Genomic DNA, 19,016 nt, shown 5'->3' with positions numbered 1-19,016 from the left:
ATTTACGTCCTGTCTAATTAAAGAAGTAATCCTTTCAACAGCGCTTTCTAGTCTGAGTCGAAGAACTCCTTATAAACTATGTAAAACCACCAGAGGCTTTTATTTTATTTTATTCTATTGAATAAAATAAAATTTGCTTGTTTAACCATCCATTCCTTACAATAAAGAGGGAGGGATGATTATGTTTAGTTTACCAAATAAAGTGACAATTATCGAGGTAGGGCCAAGAGATGGATTACAAAATGAGAAAAATGAGGTACCTACAGAGGTTAAGTTAGAATTTATCGAAAAGCTTCAAATAGCAGGGGTAAAAGAGATGGAATTATCCTCTTTTGTCTCTCCTAAATGGGTTCCTCAAATGAAGGATGCCAAAGTAATCGTAGAGAGTGTATCAAAAGTAGGGCGACAATTTGTATTAACTCCAAATGAAAAAGGAGTAGAGCTTGCAAAACAAGCCGGCGTTAACAGCTTTGCTATTTTTGTAGGAGTATCGGATAGCTTTAATAAAAAAAATATTAATAAAACAACTAGAGAAAGTATGCATGAACTTAAACCTATAGTGGAACGTTTACTAAAAGATGGTCATTTTGTACGAGCATGCATTTCTACTTCTTTCTATTGTCCATATGAAGGTGCAATTGATCCATCTAAAACAATAGAAATATGTAGAGAGTTTGTTTCATGGGGAGTAAATGAATTAAGTGTTGCAGACACTATAGGTATGGCTAATCCAAAAGAAAGTTATTTACTATTTGATGCTATTAAAAAGGAGTTTCCAAATACACTAATAACAGCACATTTCCACGACACTCGAAAAATGGGATTGGCTAATATTTTTGCTGCGCTTCAAGCGGGAGTTGACCGTTTTGATAGTTCTGTTGGCGGTTTAGGCGGTTGTCCTTTTGCTCCAGGTGCGACTGGAAATGTAGCGACAGAAGATGTCGTGAATATGCTACACCAAATGAATATAGAGACAGGTATTGATCTCGAATTATTATTACAAGCTGTCAATTCAGTTGCACCTTATGTGTCTAGACCAATTGAGACCGGGATGTATAAACTATTTAAAAGCAAATAGGGGTTGATGCAATGAAAAAACGTGTCATTATTTGGACGAGTATATTAACAAGTATTCTAACAGCTACTGCTACTGTCTTTGGCTATTTTGTCACGAATAAGCTGATGTATATGAAGAAAAAAGAAGACGAATTTATATTGAATCGAGAAATCACATCGAAACGTTTGGACGATGCTTGGTTTCATCAAGTAAATAAAACAGAAAAATGGATTGAATCGAAGAATGGTTATTCTTTAAAAGCAATTTTTGTGGAGCCACTAGAAACAAATAATTACGTCATCATTTGCCATGGTGTGACAGAAAACAAAATAAATTCGCTTCGATTTGTGCGGATGTTTGAACGATTAGGATTTAATAGTGTCGTTTATGATCACAGAAGACATGGTGATTCTGGGGGGAAAACAACGAGTTTTGGTTTCTATGAAAAGATTGACTTACAATCCATTTTAGAAGCTGTGCGAGAACGAGTTGGTGATGAGGCAATTATCGGTATACACGGTGAATCGATGGGTGCAGCAACTACACTACTATATGCGGGTTCTATAAAAGACGATGCTGATTTTTATATTTCAGATTGTTCTTTCTCAAATTTTGAGGAACAAGTATATAATATTATGACCCAAACAACACCTCTTCGCTCAAGTTTAGCAATACGTTTTGCAAACTTATTTTTAAAAATGCGCGATGGGTATACTTTAAATCTTGTTTCTCCAATAGATGTAGTTGACAAAATAGAAAAACCAGTACTTTTTATCCACAGTTTACAAGATGATTTTATTCTACCTAAAATGACAGAAGCATTATATGAAAAGAAAAATGGACCAAAAACATTGAAATTATTTGACATTGGTGCACATGCAAAATCTTTTAATGAAAATAGTGAAGAATACGAACAAGTAGTTGCAGACTTTTTACAACAAAATAATTTGCTAAATAAATAAAAAAGCACTCGAAAATGAGTGCTTTATTTATTTTTGCATTTTATTCATTTGATTCATCATTTGTTTCACTTGTTTTTCAGAAGGCTTGCGTCCCATTTGTGCCATCATCATACGAAGCATTTGTTCATTGATAGGTGGATTTTCTTTCAAATATTTCATCATATATTGACGTGCTGCAAAAAATCCGATTGCTGCACCACCGATTAATGCAACGATTACGATAATAATCCAAATCCATGTTTCCATACTTTCTCCTCCTTTACGATCTTGTCTACGTGTACAAGACACCACTGAAAATTATACTATAGATTCAATACTCATACTATATTTAATTATAATTAATTTAAGTAAAAAGAGGTAATCCGAGGTCTCTTATAAAGAGACCATTCGAACTACCTCGTAATTCTTATTTTTGAAGCAAGTTTTTCATTTTAGAAACTACATTTTCTACTGAGAAACCATATTCTTTCATGACAATCTCACCTGGAGCACTTGCACCAAATTTGTCGATTGCAATAACATCCCCATCAAATCCAACATAACGATGCCATCCTAGAGAAGCCCCCATTTCAATAGCTAATCGCTTTGTTAAATGAGCTGGTAAAACAGATTTTTTATAAGCTTCATCTTGTTTTTCGAATAAATCCCAAGATGGCATAGATACTACAGAAACTTGAATTCCTTCACTTGCAAGTGCTTTTTGAGCTTCAACCGCCAAACTTACTTCAGATCCAGTAGCTAGTAAAATAGCTTCCGCGTTTTCATTTGGAGAAACAACATATGCTCCTTTAGAAACGCCTTCGCTCGCTTGCTCAACTGAACCTTTAAGTGTTGGTAAGTTTTGTCTAGAAAGAACAAGTACTGTTGGTTGATTTTTCGAAGCAACTGCCAGCTTCCATGCTTCGGCTGTTTCATTTGCATCTGCAGGACGAATAACAGATAATCCAGGCATTGCACGTAATGATGCTAAATGCTCAATTGGTTCATGCGTAGGACCATCTTCCCCTACTGCAATACTATCATGAGTGAATACATACGTAACTGGAAGACCCATTAGTGCTGATAAACGAACTGCAGGTCGAACGTAATCACTAAATACAAAGAATGTACCTCCAAATACGTGCAACCCGCCGTGTAAAGCCATACCATTTAAAGCAGCACCCATTGCAAATTCACGTACACCAAACCAAATGTTCTTTCCTGCATAATCTTCAGCAGAAAAATCTCCTGCATTTTTCATTGTAGTTTTGTTAGAACCAGCTAAGTCTGCACTTCCTCCGAAGAAAGATGGTACATTTTGTGCAATTGCATTAATCGCATCACCTGAAGCAGAGCGTGTAGCATGAGATGTTCCCTCTTCGTATACTTTTATCGCTTCATCGAAGTTCTCAGGAAGTTCGCCCTTAATCGCTTGTTTTAATGTTGAAGAGAGTTCTGGGTACTCTGCAGTATATGCATTAAATTTATCATTCCAAGTATTTTCTTCTTCGACACCTAAACGATTTGAGGCTTGCTTAAATGTTTCATATACTTCTTCCGGTACATAGAAATCTTCTTCAAAAGACCATTCGTAAGCAGCTTTCGTTAATAAAGACTCGTCTTTTCCGAGTGGCATACCATGAGCGTCTGATTTACCAGATCTGTTTGGTGACCCAAATCCTATTACTGTTTTCACTTCAATTAGTGTTGGCTTATCGTTTTGAGCTTTTGCTTTTTCAATAGCTGCAGAAATTTCTGCTATATCATTTCCGTCTTTTACTAAAATATAGTTCCATCCATATGATTCAAATCTTTTTTCTACTTTTTCAGAGAATGATTTATGTAAATCACCGTCTAAAGAAATATCATTACTATCGTAAAGCACGATAAGTTTATCTAATTGCAAATGTCCAGCAAGTGAAATTGCTTCAGCAGCGACACCTTCCATCAAATCGCCATCTCCGCAAAGCGCAAATGTGTAATGATCCACTACATCATAATTTGGACGATTATAGGTTGCCGCTAAATGAGCCTCAGCCATTGCCATACCAACTGCCATTCCAATCCCTTGACCTAAAGGACCAGTAGTTGCTTCCACACCAACAGTGTGACCAAATTCCGGATGCCCAGGAGTTTTAGAATCCCATTGTCTAAAGTTTTTTATTTCTTCCATTGGCAAGTCATAACCGCCAAGATGTAATAAGCTATAAAGAAGCATAGAGCCGTGACCTGCAGATAATACAAATCGGTCCCTATTAAACCAGTTTGGATTATTTGGATTATGGCGTAAGTGTTTTGTCCAAAGCGTGTAAGCCATTGGTGCAGCACCCATTGGGAGTCCAGGGTGACCTGAATTCGCTTTATCTATAGCATCAATTGATAAAGTACGAATGGTATTGATAGCAAGTAAATCTGAATGTAGTGACATTTGTGACATCCTCTCGAGCTAATTTTTTTCTATACTTCTAGTTTAGACAACAATGTATTCATTATCAATGGTTTCTGAAATGATTAATTAATTCAGAAATTTACCTTTTTTCGCTTCCTGGACTTTAAGTGGTGTCACATCATTACCAGCTGGATCTACTATTTTCACACTTTCAATTGTATCTCGCATTGTTGCGCGGAATGTTTCTAAATATTCTTTTCTTAGAGCGCTTTGTTCTTTCGCTTCTTCAATCGATAGTCCAGTTGATTTTGATTTCTTTGAAAGTTCACTAATTCGTGCAAGTTTTTCTTTACTTAACATTTAACATTCACCCTTTAAATTTATTTCTTATATAAAGGTAAGGAAAAAACACACAGAGTGCAAGCTATTACCCTCCATGTGTTTCAATAAATTCTATATATCTTCTATGAACTGTTGCTTTACTTATTTCAAAACCTAATCCTTTTAATGTAGACGCTATTTCTTCATACGTTAATCCTGCATTACGTAACTTTACGATTTCATCAACCGGTACTTCTATCCGATCCCTACCTTCTGGGTTTCCTCTAGTTTTTAAATTTTTCTCTGGACGATATCCTTGGGAAACGGCACGTTTCATCCCTCGTTTTATTTTAGCGTTATGTAGTTTACGTTGATATTCTTCTACAAGTGCGAGAATCTCTAAAAGCATAGAGTCCATTTCATTTAAGTTTAGGACACCTTTATCTTGTAATGTAAAAACAGATGTATTCGTTTTTTGTAAAAGATGTAACACTGCCATTCGACCATTTCCACGTCCAATTCGAGTTTCATCTTGTACAAAGATAGCTTTTATTTGATGTTCTTTTACATATGCTAGTAAGTCGAGCAAACCATCTCGCTCCATATCGTATCCACTATGTTTATCTGTGAAAACTTTTGCAACATCATAACCTTGTGCTTTTGAAAATTGCATTAATTCCTCTTCTTGTCTAACTAATGAAGTTTCTTGCGTTTCTTTTTCAGTACTTACACGACAATATATTACTGCTTTCATTGACTATCTCCCGCTAACTCTGTTTTATGATCAAATTGGAACTGTTCTTTCTTTCCTTTTGGAATGGTAAGCACATCCCCTGCTTTAATATGTGCAGAATGAAGATTATTTAATGTCATTACTTGGTTGATCCACGATTCTTTAGGTTCTTCCGTTCCAAACTTTTCAGCAAGTGTCCACAAGGAATCTCCATGTTCGATTGTAATACGATAATCTTCTTTTTCCAAATTCGTATTAAAAATAACAATTGTCATAATAAAACTAATGCTTAATCCTAAAAATATAGTAAGAAAATAGTTCTTTTTTAAAATATCCATCTAAATTACCCCTCGTTATAGAATGTTTGTTCGGAATGTATGTTCTTATAATAAGGCGAACACTTGTTTTTGTCAACGACTTTTCAGAACCTATGTTTGCATATTGTTTTATAGACTGATATACTATAAAACAAGAAAGCAAATACTGTTAAAAATTATTAAAAAGAGGTGAATGCATTGAAGAAAGCATCTAAAAGACAAGAAGATATATTAGCATTTATAAAAGAAGAAGTTCGAAAAAAAGGATATCCGCCTTCCGTTCGTGAGATAGGTGAGGCAGTTGGACTAGCATCAAGCTCTACGGTGCATGGTCATCTAGCAAGACTTGAAAGTAAAGGATTAATAAGAAGAGATCCAACGAAACCTCGTGCAATAGAAATATTAGATGATGACCACTCTTTAGTAGAAAAACAAGGTGTTGTACATGTTCCATTAGTTGGTAAAGTAACAGCTGGTCTTCCAATTACAGCAATTGAAAATGTAGAAGAGTTCTTCCCTCTTCCAGAAACATTTGGCACTTCTGATGACCACTTATTTATGCTTGAAATTATGGGAGATAGTATGATAGAAGCCGGCATACTGAATGGAGACTATGTAGTTGTAAAGCAGCAGCAATCTGCAAATAATGGCGAAATAGTTGTAGCTATGACCGAGGATGATGAAGCGACAGTTAAAAGGTTCTTTAAAGAAAAATCTTATTTCCGTTTACAACCTGAAAACTCATCAATGGAACCAATTATTGTCAATCAAGTAACAATACTTGGGAAAGTGGTTGGAGTTTATCGTCACATTCAATAATTCTAACTGTCACTTGACAGATTCTATTATACTGAGTATGATGACGTAGAGCCGATATCATATCTAAACGAAAAGTGGACATTTTCGTTTAGATCATCGAAAAACCCCTTCATCTTTTTAGATGAAGGGGTTTTGTTTTTTTATACAATAAGATTTCATTTATTATTGTATTTCGATTTCTTGCCCATTTAAAATTAGTCGATAGGAAATCTCTGCTTTTAACGATGCAGATACTGCACAATATTTCTCTTCTCCGAGCTTAATGGCACGTACTACTTTTTTTGCGTCAATATCTCCACTTACTTCGAATAATAGTACAGCTGCAGTAAAAGCCGTTGGTAATTCTTCACGACGGGAACCATCTACTGTAATTTCAATAGATTTTATTTTTTCTAAATGTGGCTTTAATATCATTGTCACATCAATTCCGATACAGCCAGCTAAAGAACTTAGAAGCATTTCTGTCGGTGTTGGAGCTTTGCCTTCTCCTCCGTAATTAGCAGTAGCGTCCATAAGCATGGGGTAGCCGGAAGGACCTTTCGCCTCGAAAGCGCGTCCCCCTTGCCATATTGCTTTAACTTCCATTTTTATCATCCTTTCCCTTACTCAATTTTTGCCTTGGCATGTGTTTGCGTCCAATTTCTTTATTCACTTCTACTGTATAGGATTAAAATTCATTTACTTTTGCTAAAAATCTCTGTGCACGTTCAGTAGATGGTTGCTCAAAGAATTTCCTTGGTTCAGAATCCTCTACGATTTGTCCATCAGCCATAAACAAAATACGATCAGCAACATCTTGGGCAAACTTCATTTCATGGGTTACGATAACCATTGTCATACCCTCATCAGCTAATTCTTTCATCACTTTTAAAACCTCACCCACTAATTCAGGGTCTAATGCTGAGGTTGGTTCATCAAATAGCATGATTTTTGGCTCCATAGCTAGTGCACGTGCAATAGCAACACGTTGTTGCTGACCACCTGATAGTTTGGAAGGATATACCTCCTCTTTTTCTTGTAGACCAACACGCATTATTAATTGAGAAGCTATTACTCTCGCCTGTTCTTTGGATTGTTTTTTCACGACAATTAATGCTTCCATCACATTTTCAATTACTGTTTTATGCGGGTAAAGATTAAATTGTTGAAAAACCATTCCTGTATCTTGGCGAATTGCATGTATTGTTTTTTGACGAAGCTTTTTATTATCTGTCGCTTGCAGTAAATGATCATTGACAGATATGGTTCCACCAGTTATCATTTCAAGTCCATTCAAACAGCGTAGAAATGTGCTTTTTCCGGAACCGCTTGGACCTATGACAGCGACTACCTGATGAGCAGGAATCTTTAATGAAATATTCTTTAATACTTCGTGTTGATCGAAGCTTTTTGACAAATCATTTGCTTGTATCATCACATTCCCTCCTAGTAAACAGATAATCGTTTCTCAATAACACTTAATATAAATGTGAATAATGTGCTCAATATCCAGTACATTACGGCAATCGATAGATAAAATGGCATGTATACATAATATTGAGCAACTAATAATTGTGCAGAACGCAACAACTCCGTTACAGCAATAACCGAAACTAATGACGTTTCTTTTAACATACCAACAAATGTATTGCCGAGTGGTGGAATAGCAATTCGAATTGCTTGAGGAATAACGACTCGTCGAATGGCCTGTGCCTCTGTCATACCTGTAGCTAGTGCTGCTTCCGTTTGTCCTATTGGCACTGCTTGTATAGCTCCACGGAAAGCCTCTGAAACATATGCACCAATATTAATACTTAGTGCAATATAGGCTGCTGTCAACGCGCCTAATTCAATACCATAATCAACAAGTCCATAGTATACAATAACAATTTGAACAAGTGGTGGTGTTCCTCGAATAATTGATACATACACTCTCGCTATTGTACGAAAGAAACGATTGCCCTTTAAACGAGCAATCGCTGTTATTAAACCAATAATCAAGCCGAAAAACATAGATACCACTGTAATTAATAACGTATAATACGCCCCTTTCAATAAGAAGGGCAAATTATCAATTACTATATCCATGTAAACTCCCTACTTTCTTTACTCAGCTTTTGGTTCTTCATCAAACCATTTTACAAATATTTCTTTATACGTACCGTCTTTTTTCATGTCACTTAATGCTTTATTTAGTGCATCAACTAACTCCGTATTTCCTTTTTTAACAGCTACAGCAGCCTTATCGGATTTAATTGGTTCACCAACTGCTTTCACTTTAAAACCATTTTCTTCAATGATCGGCTTTAGAGCATATACATTATTAATCGTTGCATCTATACGTCCTGCATCTAAATCTTTTAATGTTGTAATAACATCATCGTACGTATTAATTTTGAAATCGCCTACTTGTGGGATTAGATCATTTCGTAAATATGCTTCATCATTCGTCCCTAATCCTACACCGATTTTTTTTCCTTTAAAGTCTTCTACTGATTGAATTGAAGTATTATCATCTTTTACAATAACTTTTACATCGTTTGTAATGTAGGGATCAGTAAAATCTATTTGTTTCTCACGATCCTCTGTAATCGTAACTTGACTAACTAAAATATCAAATTTCCCTTTTTGTAAGCCAGGTATTAAACCAGAAAAATCTTGAGCTACAAATTTTGCTTCGACATTTAAACGTTTTGCTAATTCTTTCGCTATGTCTACATCAAATCCATCGTATGCTTTATCTTTGTTCATAAAATTATATGGAGCGTATGTCCCCATAATCCCAACAACCATTTCACCTTTATCTTGAACAACTTTTAATGAATCTACATCACTTTCTTTTTTCGAATTATTTCCACACGCTCCAAGGATTAAAACTACTGTAGCAATAACGGCTAACAAAAACTTACCTTTCTTCACTGTATATTCCTCCTTTATTTAAACTCCAAACAATCCAAAAAATTCGAACTGAACAGTTTTTTCAACTAATTGCTCTAATTTCAAGTACTGCCATTCCTCTTCTGATGATTGAAATAACCAGCGAGATAAAATTCCTTCTAACAAACTCATTACAAATACAGCGTGTAATGCTGGATCTACTTCCCGTGGCATCATGTTCAGTTCGGATGCTCTCCGAATATTTTTAGCAAAAGCTTGTTGCATATCATTTTTTATCTCATCCACTTTTAGCTGTAAAGTTTGTTGAGAATGAATACCTTTTATAAGGATCATCATAAAATAATGATTTTCTTTTGCAAAACTGAAAAGTTGTTCAAAAAGACGGCTGGAAGACATGAACGAATCATGTATAGTCCCTTTTTCTGATCGATAACCAGTGGATATGGTTTTTAAGATTGCTTCACGCCCTTGCGTAAGCATTTCATTGGCTATCATCTCTTTACTTTTAAAGTACCAATAAAAAGTTCCTTGAGAGACATTTGCCCTTGCTACAATATCAGAGATTTTTGTCTGATCGTATCCTTGCATAGCAAACATTTCCAATGCAATAGCTTGAAGTTGTTTCTTTCGCTCTATTTTCCTTTTATTTTGTGCCTCCATATCGATTAATCTCCCTTGACTGATTCATTAGTCAATTAAATCCTATCCGAATACTAGACATTAGTCAACTATTCATTCTTATTCAGATTTTCAGGTTAAATAGAAGCATCACTTTAGTTATTCCCCAGTTTTAAAAACAATATCAGCTATTCACAGTAAAATTTTTTATTCTAATATGAGCATGAAAAAGACTTGCCCCATAAGGGACAAGTCTCAGACTGTAGACAAATTCGTTTTACAATGAATAGAGATGCATAAGAGAATCAGCGGGTCCCGCCACTTCGCTTTCCGTGGACTTGGCTTCAGCCTCCTCGTCACTGCAAAGACACTGGCCAAATAAAGTTCGGCCAGTGTCTTTCCTGCGGGGTCTTCAGCTCAAGCTATTCCCACAGGAGTCTCCATGGCGGGCCCTGCCTATTTTTCAAAAGTGGAAAGTGGAAATCTGAAGATGCTGTGATCAATCAATGTTTCTCGAAATATCTGATAAAAATAACGGATTGACTATCCCATCTCATCAAGTGAAAAGGCTTTAATTGTCCACTTTTCTGTTTATTGAAGTTAAAAATAAGCGGAAGGCGGCGACTCCTGCGGGACAGCGAGACAGTCCAAGACCCCGCAGGCAATAAGTAGGAAGGCTAAGATCGCCGCGTCCTGCGGCAACGCTTTCATGACCAACATCCTGTTGGCCCGAGGCTTGGCGCGAGCCCGCGGAAAGCGTCCGCCTGGAGCGATTGCTACAGGAAAAGCACAATTTTGATTCATAAAAATGCATTTATCGACAAGCTGAGACTTGCCCCATAAGGGACAAGTCTTTTTAGTACTTAATTCTTTTCCAAGTCTGATAACCATTTTTCAAGTTCCTCTATTTTTCGCTAGCGGTAATGCACTAGTCCAAGAATAGAATTGATTGGTTGCTTTAAATGGGTCTTTTCCATCGATGTTTTTTTAATCTAATAGCTTCTTGACGTATCATTTCTTGAGCTAGAGTTGGCTTTTGTTCATCCACATTTGGATACTACTTCTGCAATTCAATTGCCTTATTAAGTGCTTCTAAAGTAACGGGTCCTATTATTCCATCTACTGTTAATCCTTTTGACTGCTGAAATGCTTTAATAGCAGCTTCCGTTACTTGTCCTTCTATTCCATCCACAGTTAACTTGTAACCAATTTTCACTAAAAGTTTTTGCATCTCTTCCACACTAAAATCGTACATATAATGTAAAGGATTTACAGCATTTGGCTGACCAGGACCGTACGAAGGAATGTGGATTTCAAAATGCAGATGGGTTCCGGTACTATTACCCGTATTACCTTTTATCCCAATTTGTTGACCTTGTTTCACGACTTGTCCCACTTTTACCGAAATTGTATTTAGGTGAGCATATAATGTTTCGTACTTTTTACCGTCGATTACATGTGCTATAGTTACCGCATTTCCATAACCACCAATAAGTTTGGCTCTTGTCACAGTCCCATTTGCAGATGCTTTAATGACTGGATTTCCATCCTTACCAAAGTCGACCCCTTTATGCGCCCTCCAAACACCGGTAGCCGTATCTTTTCGCAATTGACCAAAGCGAGAAGTAATTCGACCTTCACATGGTCTAATAAACATATCATTTCCTCCCTTCTTCTTTTTTCAAGCAGCAATTACCAACTCTATTTTATCTACTCTTTATTAATAAATGCAGAGATTCGTTCAATTGCATAGTCAATTATAATTACCTTTACTATCTATATTTTCTAGTGATAGGAGTCATTCAAATTCTTATTTTGAGAGTCTACTGTTTAAAAAGACTTCTCTATCTTGCTGACAGAGAGGTCTCGTAATTATCTCTAAATGAAAACTAATTCCATCCTCACCGGTTATGTTCAGTAATTTCCAGACCTTATTTTATATAACTGATCCCCACTTCGTGACAATTCATCAAATAATTAATCAAACCCTGGATGGTCTTGAACATTGCGTATACATTTCACTTGGATTAATTTTATTCCTAGACCAAAATCGTCCCGTACAGCCCAAACATCATTTTACTTCACGCCCCAAAACATCTCGCTAGTATTGCTATGATATTTCTAGTTCAGAAACTTATAAAAGGTGAGAATTCTCAATTTTAGCTTTCCTTTTTCCATTTGCAATCTTCCTCTTTCACTTTTTATTCGAGACACTAAAAACTAATTCCTTTTTTACCAGCTATAAATTTTTTCTTTTTTCTATTCTAGTATTGTAATACTTACTATATCTTCTATTTTTAATGTAAACGATCTATATATATTTTCTACTTCAATTATTTTTTTGTTTAAATCTATTCGCTCTATCCGACAAACACGGCAAATGATTTCGCCTTCCTTCCACAATTTAAACTCGATTTCTACATTTCGTTTCAAGGCAATTTCTATTTGCTCTTGAATTGTCGCTAAATCCCATTCGTCGAGCTCTGGCTTTGGCATTTTTTTCATATTTTCATTATATTCTCTCAGCATTTTCACATGCTCTGGTAGCATCATTGCTACCCATTTTTTACTTCCTCTATCACGTACTTTTGATAAGTCTAGTTTTTCATCCATCATTCCATCAAAATAAGACATTAGATAACATCCCTCTCTCTAGGAATGATAGGAATACATGCAAGAACATTATCGATAAGGAAAGTTCGTTTTGCATTTCGAGTGAAACAATACGCTTGAAATGTCTCTTTTTGTAAATCCGTCACTTTTATTCGCCTTTTTGTAATTACACCATTTTTGGATAAATATATAACAGCTAAAATTTGGCCATACCGCATCGATTTAGCAAGACTTTCTCTCATATTAACCCTCCACCGAAGAACATTTGTTCTATTATATGCAAACGTACGTTTTTTTATCAACGGTAAATGTTGGTATGAGAAAATAAAAAGAACGCCCTAATGGACGTTCAAAACACATGCTATTCATTAATACTTATCACTTTCATTCCAGTTAGTATCGTTTTAGCATCCTCATTTAAATAGTGCTGTATATCTTTTCTTACCAAAAGTTCTGGATTATTTTTGATAGACAATTTTAAACCCCTAATATCAAATTTTGTTGCATAAGCATTTATCGAATAAATCACATTCATTTCTTTTCGATTCAATGTGTTTATGACTGATTCCGTATTATTCTTTACAATATCAAACATAGATCTTGCATTACTACGAAGATGATGCCTATTTTCATTAATCAAATCTATATTTTCTTCTATAAGCCTTCTAGCAGATATCAAATCAAGATTATCCATACTTGCATTTACTTTTTTAACTAATTCACTCATATCCACGTATCTATCTCCTTAGCACATTATAATATCATTATCGGTTTGAGCAAAATATTATTAATACTTCCGAGAGAATTACTATTTTTATAGATACAAAGAACTTTTGATAAAAAAGACAAAAGTTACAGAAATAAACATACTCTATTCAAAAAATTTAAATGGTAAAATAGTAATAGTAACTAGAGTCTTTTAAAAAACCAATTTTTTCGTACAATTTTTGTGCATTTAAATTATCCTGAGCTGTCTCAAGTAAAATTCCTTTTGCTTTTGTTTCTTCAGCAAAACTTATCGCTTTTTTTATTAGCTTTTCAGCGATTCCTTTTCTTCGAACATTCTCTTTCACATATAGATCATTTAAAACCCATAATCTTTTCATACTTACAGATGAAAATGATGGGAACAATTGTACAAAACCAACTGGAGTACCCTCCTCAAAAGCAATAAATACTACTGAATCATTGTTCATTAGCCTTTCTTCTAAAAAGATTCTTGCGCCTTTAATATCAGAATTTTGATTGTAAAATAATCTGTATAGGTCAAATAACTCTGTTAAAGCTTCTAGATCGTTTAATGTTGCTTTTTGAATACTCATATTACGCTCCCCTTTTCTCTATTTGTAGTTATCAAACTATTCTAACATATATTGATGTAGTAAATATGGCTAACTAGCTAACTTTTTTTTTGCCCATTAGATTAAACAGTTTCTTTTCCACTAAAAATAGTCCATAATAATTAATTAGAACTACATAAAGGAGAATTATCATATGATTTTTATTTTGAATGAACTTAATCACTTAAAAGAAGATTATAGTAAATGTGATAATTTATTAATTAAAGAACAAATACTTTTAGATATCAACCTCTTAAACGAAGCTTTGACTCTTTTGAACCAAGAAGAGCGACTAGCACTTTAAGGTTGTAGTAAAATTCTACTATCTGCTATAAGTAGATACTCGATTCCCTCTTTCCAATTTTTTGCGTACAACTTGACTATTCCCAATAACAAACTTGTAATTTGTTTCCGTCTAAATCGTAAAATTTAAAAATTTTTTACTCCATCTATCTGAATCTCAGATACTTCTACTTTATTTTCCTGAAGAACACGAAACGTCTCAGTCAAATTGGCAGAAAAAAAGATTGGATACGTTGTGTTTTCATTAGGACTTGGCACACCTCGCTCTAACGTCAAAGGTACACCAGTACCTTCTACACTCAATATCACATAATGTTCATCCTTAAAACTCACTTTTAAGCCTAATATTTCCTCATACCATAGACTAGCCCTTTCGATGTTACTTACCTTTAAACACACTGTATCTATTCTTTCTACAATTCCCATCCTATTACCTCCTATCACAATTGTTTATCTTTCTAATTCTATAAAGTATAAAAAAACCCTTTCAGAATGCTTCCACGATGTAAAAAAATCAAAAATAAGAGGATTGCATTTAGCAATCCTCCAAATAATCCGTTGTATTGGTTTAGTTTGTCTATTGTCATGTGAACGAAAATATGTCCATCCTATAACCTCATCGTTCTTGATAATACATTGAATACAAGTCAGTTAATGCTTCTTTCCCAATGCTAAACTCTTTTATTTGATTTTCTTTAAGAAATTCTACAACTTTTCCTAATCTCCCTGAATCATATTCACGGACATCAATTAGAGTAACGCCATTTGACAATGTTCGAACGTTTCTTTCTGGAAACTCTTTTGAAAACTTTTCTTTTATCTTATCTGTCAGGTCTGTTACTCGAACGGTTGTGATTTCTCTTTCGTCAAACCCCGGGGATACGGCATTTACTAGTATTAACTCACCATTTTTCATAAAGAAAATGCGATCCGCGTATTTTTCTAAATTTTCTAGTAAATGAGAAGCTACAATAACCGTTTTTCCTTCGGACTTCTTTTTTACTAGTATTTGCGAAATAAGTTCAACATGAGTAGGGTCCAATCCATTCATCACTTCGTCCATTAACATGACTTGGGTATCAGAAACAATTTGCATCGCAAAACAAAGTCTTTGGCGCATTCCCAAAGAATACGTTCCTGTATTCTTTTTTATATATGACTTCATTCCTAGTTCTTTTATCGTACTTTCAATCAATTTTCGATTACTATTCCACATAGAAGAATAAATTTTTAAATGCTCTTTTCCGGAAATCTGATTGTACAAGTCACTTTGATCAGGCATCATGGATACTAATTGATGGATTTTCACTTCATTTTTTTTATTTGTATATTCTAACTCATGATTTAAGATGACTTTCCCGTTATTTGGATTGATATAATTCATGATTACATTCATAAGCGTTGACTTTCCCGTCCCATTGGGAGCTACTAAACCAATTATTTCTCCCGGATTGAACATCACAGAAACATCTTTTAAAATGTCTCTACCTGAGAACTGTACTCCAATATTTTTTAATTCAATCATAACTTCTCTCCATCTCTATCAAACTAAAGTAGCTTAAACTTTCTTCGATTACTGATCAAGAAAGTGAAGAACAGAAAAATACACGCACACAATCCCATTACGTATAGTCCATTGCCAAATGTAAGTGCTTCGGTACCATAGAGGTAGTTCCGATACCCCGAAATAATCTGTCCTACCTGAACATAACTCGTTGGATACCACTGAACATTCCAAACAACAGCAACTCCTCTAGCAAAGTAGATAAATTCAGCAATTACAAACACGCAACCTACCAATAAATTTGCAAACTCGTTTTTTATCGTCACACTTACAAATAGTAGTAATGAAATAATGAACACAAACCAGAAAACTATGAATAGCATGTTCTGAATTAAATATTTGCCAATTGTAATATTTGAAAATTCACCTAAAAAATAAATCGGAACAGGTAAATCAAAATCACCAAATCCATTTCGAGCCCCTATTATTAATAGACCAACGGAAAGCGGGAGAATTGCTAGGATACTACCTAGTAAGGAAACTCCTCCTTTAACAATCAACCTTCTCCAATCGGAAAGTGGTAAACCTTGTAATAATGTTGGATTCTGCCGATCCTTCAACACGATATCCACAGTGAATAATATACAGCTAACAATGAGAATTAGCGGCAGGTAAGCGTGTAACAAACGTTGCAAAGTTTGTAACGCTGTCCTTTCCTCAAAAACCTTGACAGATAAATTCGATGTCCCTTCTGAATATCCTTCGTACCGACTTGCAGAATATAAATACGCATAGTGCCCGTCCATTGTTGCGTAATTATTTCCATATGTGTAATATCCCGGATTGTAGAATAGGAACCCACCTCCATAACGAAAAATCATCTCATCAGAGTAGGCATACCACTTATATGTAGCCTCAGCATACTCTTTCAGATTGTGCTGTTCGATAGAGTCTAATCTTTCTTTATCATACTCATTCCATTCCGGGAATATTGTAGCTGCAAATCTCGTTAAATGGTGTGTTCCTTCATTAATTTCAACATTATTTAGAAATTCTTCCCTAGTTAGATACCGCGCCTCAATTTCATTTACATCTACTTTTTCAATAGGGATATATGTTGGAGCTATTTTTAGTGCATAATAACACGAAAAGAAAAGTAGAATGACATAAATCGCGATATTCTTCTTATTGCTAAAAAATTGAAAAAATTCAAACTTAAAATATGCCCACATTATCTCACTCCCTTATACCTTTTTTAGTTTCCCAGTAGTCAAGAATAGCTTTACAGCGACTACCATTATGGCAATACTAATCCCGATATAAATAAGTCCATGCGTGCTATTTAAGTCAACTGAGTTTGTAAGCTCGAACATCTGCCCATTTAATAGGTTAGGAAAATTCAAATAGTTAAACGGATTAAACGGAATAAGACTTATCATGCTTGGAAATAAGATAGGGAAAATATACAATAACAATTCCAAAAAAAGCGTCAAATACATATTCTTCAATAATACGTTAAAAATTACAGATAGAAGTATTGTAAAAATGGAAATACTTATCATATACAGTAAAGATAAACCTAAGTATTTGTAGATTGGATAAACTTCAGAAGTACCATCAATAAAAATAGCAATAGGATAGGATGGGTTTCCTAATCCTTTAAAATAAACTAATGGCAGGCTAAAAATAAATAATTCCAGAAGAAATACTCCTACTATGAGCATTAATGAGATACATTTAGCTACAACGTACTTATCAAACGTAATAGGATAACCCTTAATTAATGAAGAGTGTTGGAAATCTTCTATCATGACCCCACTTGAATAAATACTCATGAAAATAAACCAAACTGAACCTAGCACTCCAATAAGATAAGCAAGAAATTGAAAATAAGATAATGAATTCATAGACAAAGAAATTCCTGTTTTCTTCATATATTGATAGAATACACTATCCAATTGATTTTCTATTTTTGAAGGTAGATAACTCGCAACATTTTGAAATCCCTCCATATCAAAGGAGTCAGCTCTTAAATTTACAAGCAGTATCGCAGTATCTAAATACATTTCAGGTTTGTCCATTTTTATTGCCATACTTTGCTTAGATACATAATGTCGCTGAAGAACTAAATTCTTATATAAGTCGCTGCCATTCCCACTATCAGTAGCATCTACATTTTGAAATTTACTCAACGCTGAAGAAAGCGATTGATACTCACCCGATTTTTCTTTTATTGTGTTTCCTAAGTCCTCAGTCTTCACAAATAAAACTAAACCAAAAACAAATACTGCAACGATAATACAAGCAAAAATATTTTTTTTATTTGATTTCTCTAAGATAAAACAGGTCTTTAAAATCTTCCACATATGCATCCCCCCAAGTCCTCCAGCATATCTTTGAATTTCTTAAGCTAGGAAATGATAAAAGAGCGTTACAACTGCCGAATGGCAAATGCTAGTCTGCAACATCACAATCTCGTAAATTTTGATAATCATGAATAAAGCTAATATTTCACGTTATTTCTTTATTAATCTCTAGCTCGATAACAATGCCACAATTGACCTACTAATACGAAAACCGTTGTCTTTACAATTGATTCTTCCAACGGTAGTAATGGAAACTACTCTCGAATAGCGGCAGTAACATCAGAAAATTCAGTCAAATTAAAATAGTTTTGTTCCAAGTCTGATAAAAACGTATACAGTCCCTACGAGTCTTATTATCTTTCAATCACGTAGATCAACCTAATGAAGTTCCGTCTAATATTATTAATCCCATCACCCCATTTCCTTTTATTGTATCAGAATTAAATTGAAATAATACACAATTTTAACCAACACTTCCAATTTATAATTTGAAGTAAATATTTATTGTTAATCATTCTTTAGTTAATTTCTTCTAGCCCATATTACGACCAACCATTATAACCTCTATATTCATACTTTAAAAATTCATCCATTACTTTATAAACAGACAAGCAACGGCTGATATTTACTTACATAATTCTGAAAGCTTTGAACAAAAAATTAATGGACCAATTAGATGATTTCATGAATTCTCATGAATTAGGTAAACCTAAGTTGGATTAAGCAAAAAGAAAAAGACGCTGGAAGCTCAGAGCCCCAACGCATTATTATTAATACATTTTTAAATTTTATTTGCGTTCCCACGGTTGAACAAAGAG

The 19,016-nt window shown here is 34.5% G+C and carries 23 protein-coding genes; 4 read left to right on the top strand and 19 right to left on the bottom strand.

Translation table 11 applies throughout. From position 1 onward, the window contains the following. Positions 1 to 181: 181 nt before the first annotated feature. On the top strand, positions 182 to 1,078 hold the full coding sequence (locus FG384_RS05505) for a hydroxymethylglutaryl-CoA lyase (protein ID WP_142641583.1): 897 nt from the start codon (positions 182 to 184) through the stop codon (positions 1,076 to 1,078). A gap of 11 nt (positions 1,079 to 1,089) precedes the next feature. Beyond that, positions 1,090 to 2,019 carry an alpha/beta hydrolase gene (locus FG384_RS05500; protein ID WP_142641582.1) on the top strand — a complete coding sequence of 310 codons (930 nt, stop codon included), beginning with the start codon at positions 1,090 to 1,092 and terminating at the stop codon, positions 2,017 to 2,019. A 27-nt stretch (positions 2,020 to 2,046) separates the two neighbouring features. On the opposite strand, the gene FG384_RS05495 is transcribed toward FG384_RS05500, so the two are convergent. The 5 genes from FG384_RS05495 to yneA form a co-directional block, all read right to left on the bottom strand. Continuing rightward, complete coding sequence (locus FG384_RS05495; protein ID WP_142641581.1) at positions 2,047 to 2,265, bottom strand: YneF family protein; 219 nt, start codon at positions 2,263 to 2,265, stop codon at positions 2,047 to 2,049. A 160-nt stretch (positions 2,266 to 2,425) separates the two neighbouring features. Continuing rightward, positions 2,426 to 4,426 carry a transketolase gene (gene tkt / locus FG384_RS05490; RefSeq protein WP_142641580.1) on the bottom strand — a complete coding sequence of 667 codons (2,001 nt, stop codon included), beginning with the start codon at positions 4,424 to 4,426 and terminating at the stop codon, positions 2,426 to 2,428. Positions 4,427 to 4,513: 87 nt separating this feature from the next. After that, positions 4,514 to 4,747, bottom strand: a complete 234-nt coding sequence (locus tag FG384_RS05485; protein ID WP_142641579.1) for a DUF896 domain-containing protein — start codon at positions 4,745 to 4,747, stop codon at positions 4,514 to 4,516. 67 nt (positions 4,748 to 4,814) lie between these two features. Further along, positions 4,815 to 5,462 (bottom strand): YneB family resolvase-like protein, encoded by a 648-nt coding sequence (locus FG384_RS05480; protein WP_142641578.1) that lies wholly within the window; start codon positions 5,460 to 5,462, stop codon positions 4,815 to 4,817. Beyond that, the gene (gene yneA / locus FG384_RS05475) at positions 5,459 to 5,779 is read right to left on the bottom strand and encodes a cell division suppressor protein YneA (protein ID WP_142641577.1); all 321 of its coding nucleotides are present in this window, start codon (positions 5,777 to 5,779) and stop codon (positions 5,459 to 5,461) included. Before yneA ends, FG384_RS05480 begins: the two co-directional genes overlap by 4 nt. 177 nt (positions 5,780 to 5,956) lie before the next feature. On the opposite strand from yneA, the gene lexA reads away from it, so the two are divergent. Next, the gene (lexA, locus tag FG384_RS05470) at positions 5,957 to 6,577 is read left to right on the top strand and encodes a transcriptional repressor LexA (protein WP_142641576.1); all 621 of its coding nucleotides are present in this window, start codon (positions 5,957 to 5,959) and stop codon (positions 6,575 to 6,577) included. A 162-nt stretch (positions 6,578 to 6,739) separates the two neighbouring features. Here the strand turns inward: lexA and FG384_RS05465 are convergent, their stop codons facing one another. From FG384_RS05465 to FG384_RS05420, 10 genes are all read right to left on the bottom strand, one after another. Continuing rightward, entirely contained in the window at positions 6,740 to 7,162 is a 423-nt protein-coding gene (locus FG384_RS05465) for an OsmC family protein (RefSeq protein ID WP_142641575.1), read from the bottom strand. Positions 7,163 to 7,244: 82 nt separating this feature from the next. Next, positions 7,245 to 7,991, bottom strand: coding sequence for an amino acid ABC transporter ATP-binding protein (locus FG384_RS05460; protein WP_142641574.1), 747 nt, complete (start codon positions 7,989 to 7,991; stop codon positions 7,245 to 7,247). Between the two features lie 11 nt (positions 7,992 to 8,002). Next, entirely contained in the window at positions 8,003 to 8,644 is a 642-nt protein-coding gene (locus tag FG384_RS05455) for an amino acid ABC transporter permease (protein WP_142641573.1), read from the bottom strand. Between the two features lie 18 nt (positions 8,645 to 8,662). Continuing rightward, the gene (locus FG384_RS05450; RefSeq protein WP_142641572.1) at positions 8,663 to 9,475 is read right to left on the bottom strand and encodes a substrate-binding periplasmic protein; all 813 of its coding nucleotides are present in this window, start codon (positions 9,473 to 9,475) and stop codon (positions 8,663 to 8,665) included. 18 nt (positions 9,476 to 9,493) lie between these two features. After that, entirely contained in the window at positions 9,494 to 10,114 is a 621-nt protein-coding gene (locus FG384_RS05445) for a TetR/AcrR family transcriptional regulator (protein ID WP_240793343.1), read from the bottom strand. A gap of 1,015 nt (positions 10,115 to 11,129) precedes the next feature. Then, positions 11,130 to 11,729, bottom strand: coding sequence for a peptidoglycan DD-metalloendopeptidase family protein (locus FG384_RS05440; protein ID WP_142641570.1), 600 nt, complete (start codon positions 11,727 to 11,729; stop codon positions 11,130 to 11,132). A 602-nt stretch (positions 11,730 to 12,331) separates the two neighbouring features. Then, positions 12,332 to 12,706 (bottom strand): YolD-like family protein, encoded by a 375-nt coding sequence (locus FG384_RS05435; protein ID WP_142641569.1) that lies wholly within the window; start codon positions 12,704 to 12,706, stop codon positions 12,332 to 12,334. Further along, on the bottom strand, positions 12,706 to 12,927 hold the full coding sequence (locus FG384_RS05430; RefSeq protein WP_142641568.1) for a transcriptional regulator: 222 nt from the start codon (positions 12,925 to 12,927) through the stop codon (positions 12,706 to 12,708). Before FG384_RS05430 ends, FG384_RS05435 begins: the two co-directional genes overlap by 1 nt. A gap of 119 nt (positions 12,928 to 13,046) precedes the next feature. After that, positions 13,047 to 13,412, bottom strand: coding sequence for a hypothetical protein (locus tag FG384_RS05425; protein WP_240793348.1), 366 nt, complete (start codon positions 13,410 to 13,412; stop codon positions 13,047 to 13,049). A gap of 157 nt (positions 13,413 to 13,569) precedes the next feature. Beyond that, positions 13,570 to 14,007: a GNAT family N-acetyltransferase gene (locus FG384_RS05420; RefSeq protein WP_142641566.1), complete on the bottom strand. Its 438-nt coding sequence runs from the start codon at positions 14,005 to 14,007 to the stop codon at positions 13,570 to 13,572. Between the two features lie 172 nt (positions 14,008 to 14,179). On the opposite strand from FG384_RS05420, the gene FG384_RS19725 reads away from it, so the two are divergent. Next, positions 14,180 to 14,329 (top strand): hypothetical protein, encoded by a 150-nt coding sequence (locus FG384_RS19725; RefSeq protein WP_166462383.1) that lies wholly within the window; start codon positions 14,180 to 14,182, stop codon positions 14,327 to 14,329. Between the two features lie 125 nt (positions 14,330 to 14,454). On the opposite strand, the gene FG384_RS05415 is transcribed toward FG384_RS19725, so the two are convergent. The 4 genes from FG384_RS05415 to FG384_RS05400 all read right to left on the bottom strand — a co-directional run bounded on the left by FG384_RS05415 (position 14,455) and on the right by FG384_RS05400 (position 18,198). Continuing rightward, entirely contained in the window at positions 14,455 to 14,754 is a 300-nt protein-coding gene (locus tag FG384_RS05415) for a VOC family protein (RefSeq protein ID WP_142641565.1), read from the bottom strand. 190 nt (positions 14,755 to 14,944) lie between these two features. Then, a complete protein-coding gene (locus FG384_RS05410) occupies positions 14,945 to 15,853 on the bottom strand; it encodes an ABC transporter ATP-binding protein (RefSeq protein WP_142641564.1) in 909 nt (302 codons plus the stop codon). 23 nt (positions 15,854 to 15,876) lie between these two features. Continuing rightward, on the bottom strand, positions 15,877 to 17,064 hold the full coding sequence (locus FG384_RS05405) for an ABC transporter permease (RefSeq protein ID WP_142641563.1): 1,188 nt from the start codon (positions 17,062 to 17,064) through the stop codon (positions 15,877 to 15,879). A gap of 12 nt (positions 17,065 to 17,076) precedes the next feature. Beyond that, positions 17,077 to 18,198 carry an ABC transporter gene (locus tag FG384_RS05400; protein ID WP_142641562.1) on the bottom strand — a complete coding sequence of 374 codons (1,122 nt, stop codon included), beginning with the start codon at positions 18,196 to 18,198 and terminating at the stop codon, positions 17,077 to 17,079. Positions 18,199 to 19,016: the final 818 nt, after the last annotated feature.

Origin of the sequence: Psychrobacillus vulpis (assembly GCF_006861825.1) — a bacterium.
Taxonomy (GTDB): Bacteria; Bacillota; Bacilli; order Bacillales_A; family Planococcaceae; genus Psychrobacillus; species Psychrobacillus vulpis.
The sequence above is the reverse complement of the archived record's forward strand: the minus strand, read 5'-3'. Positions and strand labels throughout refer to the sequence as shown.

What these genes read in the sequence shown, in the direction of transcription:
- FG384_RS05505 (WP_142641583.1), top strand. Translation starts at nt 182, where the DNA reads ATGTTTAGTTTACCAAATAAAGTGACAATTATCGAGGTAGGGCCAAGA.
- FG384_RS05500 (WP_142641582.1), top strand. Translation starts at nt 1,090, where the DNA reads ATGAAAAAACGTGTCATTATTTGGACGAGTATATTAACAAGTATTCTA.
- FG384_RS05495 (WP_142641581.1), bottom strand. Translation starts at nt 2,265, where the DNA reads ATGGAAACATGGATTTGGATTATTATCGTAATCGTTGCATTAATCGGT.
- tkt (WP_142641580.1), bottom strand. Translation starts at nt 4,426, where the DNA reads ATGTCACTACATTCAGATTTACTTGCTATCAATACCATTCGTACTTTA.
- FG384_RS05485 (WP_142641579.1), bottom strand. Translation starts at nt 4,747, where the DNA reads ATGTTAAGTAAAGAAAAACTTGCACGAATTAGTGAACTTTCAAAGAAA.
- FG384_RS05480 (WP_142641578.1), bottom strand. Translation starts at nt 5,462, where the DNA reads ATGAAAGCAGTAATATATTGTCGTGTAAGTACTGAAAAAGAAACGCAA.
- yneA (WP_142641577.1), bottom strand. Translation starts at nt 5,779, where the DNA reads ATGGATATTTTAAAAAAGAACTATTTTCTTACTATATTTTTAGGATTA.
- FG384_RS05465 (WP_142641575.1), bottom strand. Translation starts at nt 7,162, where the DNA reads ATGGAAGTTAAAGCAATATGGCAAGGGGGACGCGCTTTCGAGGCGAAA.
- FG384_RS05460 (WP_142641574.1), bottom strand. Translation starts at nt 7,991, where the DNA reads ATGATACAAGCAAATGATTTGTCAAAAAGCTTCGATCAACACGAAGTA.
- FG384_RS05455 (WP_142641573.1), bottom strand. Translation starts at nt 8,644, where the DNA reads ATGGATATAGTAATTGATAATTTGCCCTTCTTATTGAAAGGGGCGTAT.
- FG384_RS05445 (WP_240793343.1), bottom strand. Translation starts at nt 10,114, where the DNA reads ATGGAGGCACAAAATAAAAGGAAAATAGAGCGAAAGAAACAACTTCAA.
- FG384_RS05440 (WP_142641570.1), bottom strand. Translation starts at nt 11,729, where the DNA reads ATGTTTATTAGACCATGTGAAGGTCGAATTACTTCTCGCTTTGGTCAA.
- FG384_RS05435 (WP_142641569.1), bottom strand. Translation starts at nt 12,706, where the DNA reads ATGTCTTATTTTGATGGAATGATGGATGAAAAACTAGACTTATCAAAA.
- FG384_RS05430 (WP_142641568.1), bottom strand. Translation starts at nt 12,927, where the DNA reads ATGAGAGAAAGTCTTGCTAAATCGATGCGGTATGGCCAAATTTTAGCT.
- FG384_RS05425 (WP_240793348.1), bottom strand. Translation starts at nt 13,412, where the DNA reads ATGAGTGAATTAGTTAAAAAAGTAAATGCAAGTATGGATAATCTTGAT.
- FG384_RS05420 (WP_142641566.1), bottom strand. Translation starts at nt 14,007, where the DNA reads ATGAGTATTCAAAAAGCAACATTAAACGATCTAGAAGCTTTAACAGAG.
- FG384_RS19725 (WP_166462383.1), top strand. Translation starts at nt 14,180, where the DNA reads ATGATTTTTATTTTGAATGAACTTAATCACTTAAAAGAAGATTATAGT.
- FG384_RS05415 (WP_142641565.1), bottom strand. Translation starts at nt 14,754, where the DNA reads ATGGGAATTGTAGAAAGAATAGATACAGTGTGTTTAAAGGTAAGTAAC.
- FG384_RS05410 (WP_142641564.1), bottom strand. Translation starts at nt 15,853, where the DNA reads ATGATTGAATTAAAAAATATTGGAGTACAGTTCTCAGGTAGAGACATT.
- FG384_RS05405 (WP_142641563.1), bottom strand. Translation starts at nt 17,064, where the DNA reads ATGTGGGCATATTTTAAGTTTGAATTTTTTCAATTTTTTAGCAATAAG.
- FG384_RS05400 (WP_142641562.1), bottom strand. Translation starts at nt 18,198, where the DNA reads ATGTGGAAGATTTTAAAGACCTGTTTTATCTTAGAGAAATCAAATAAA.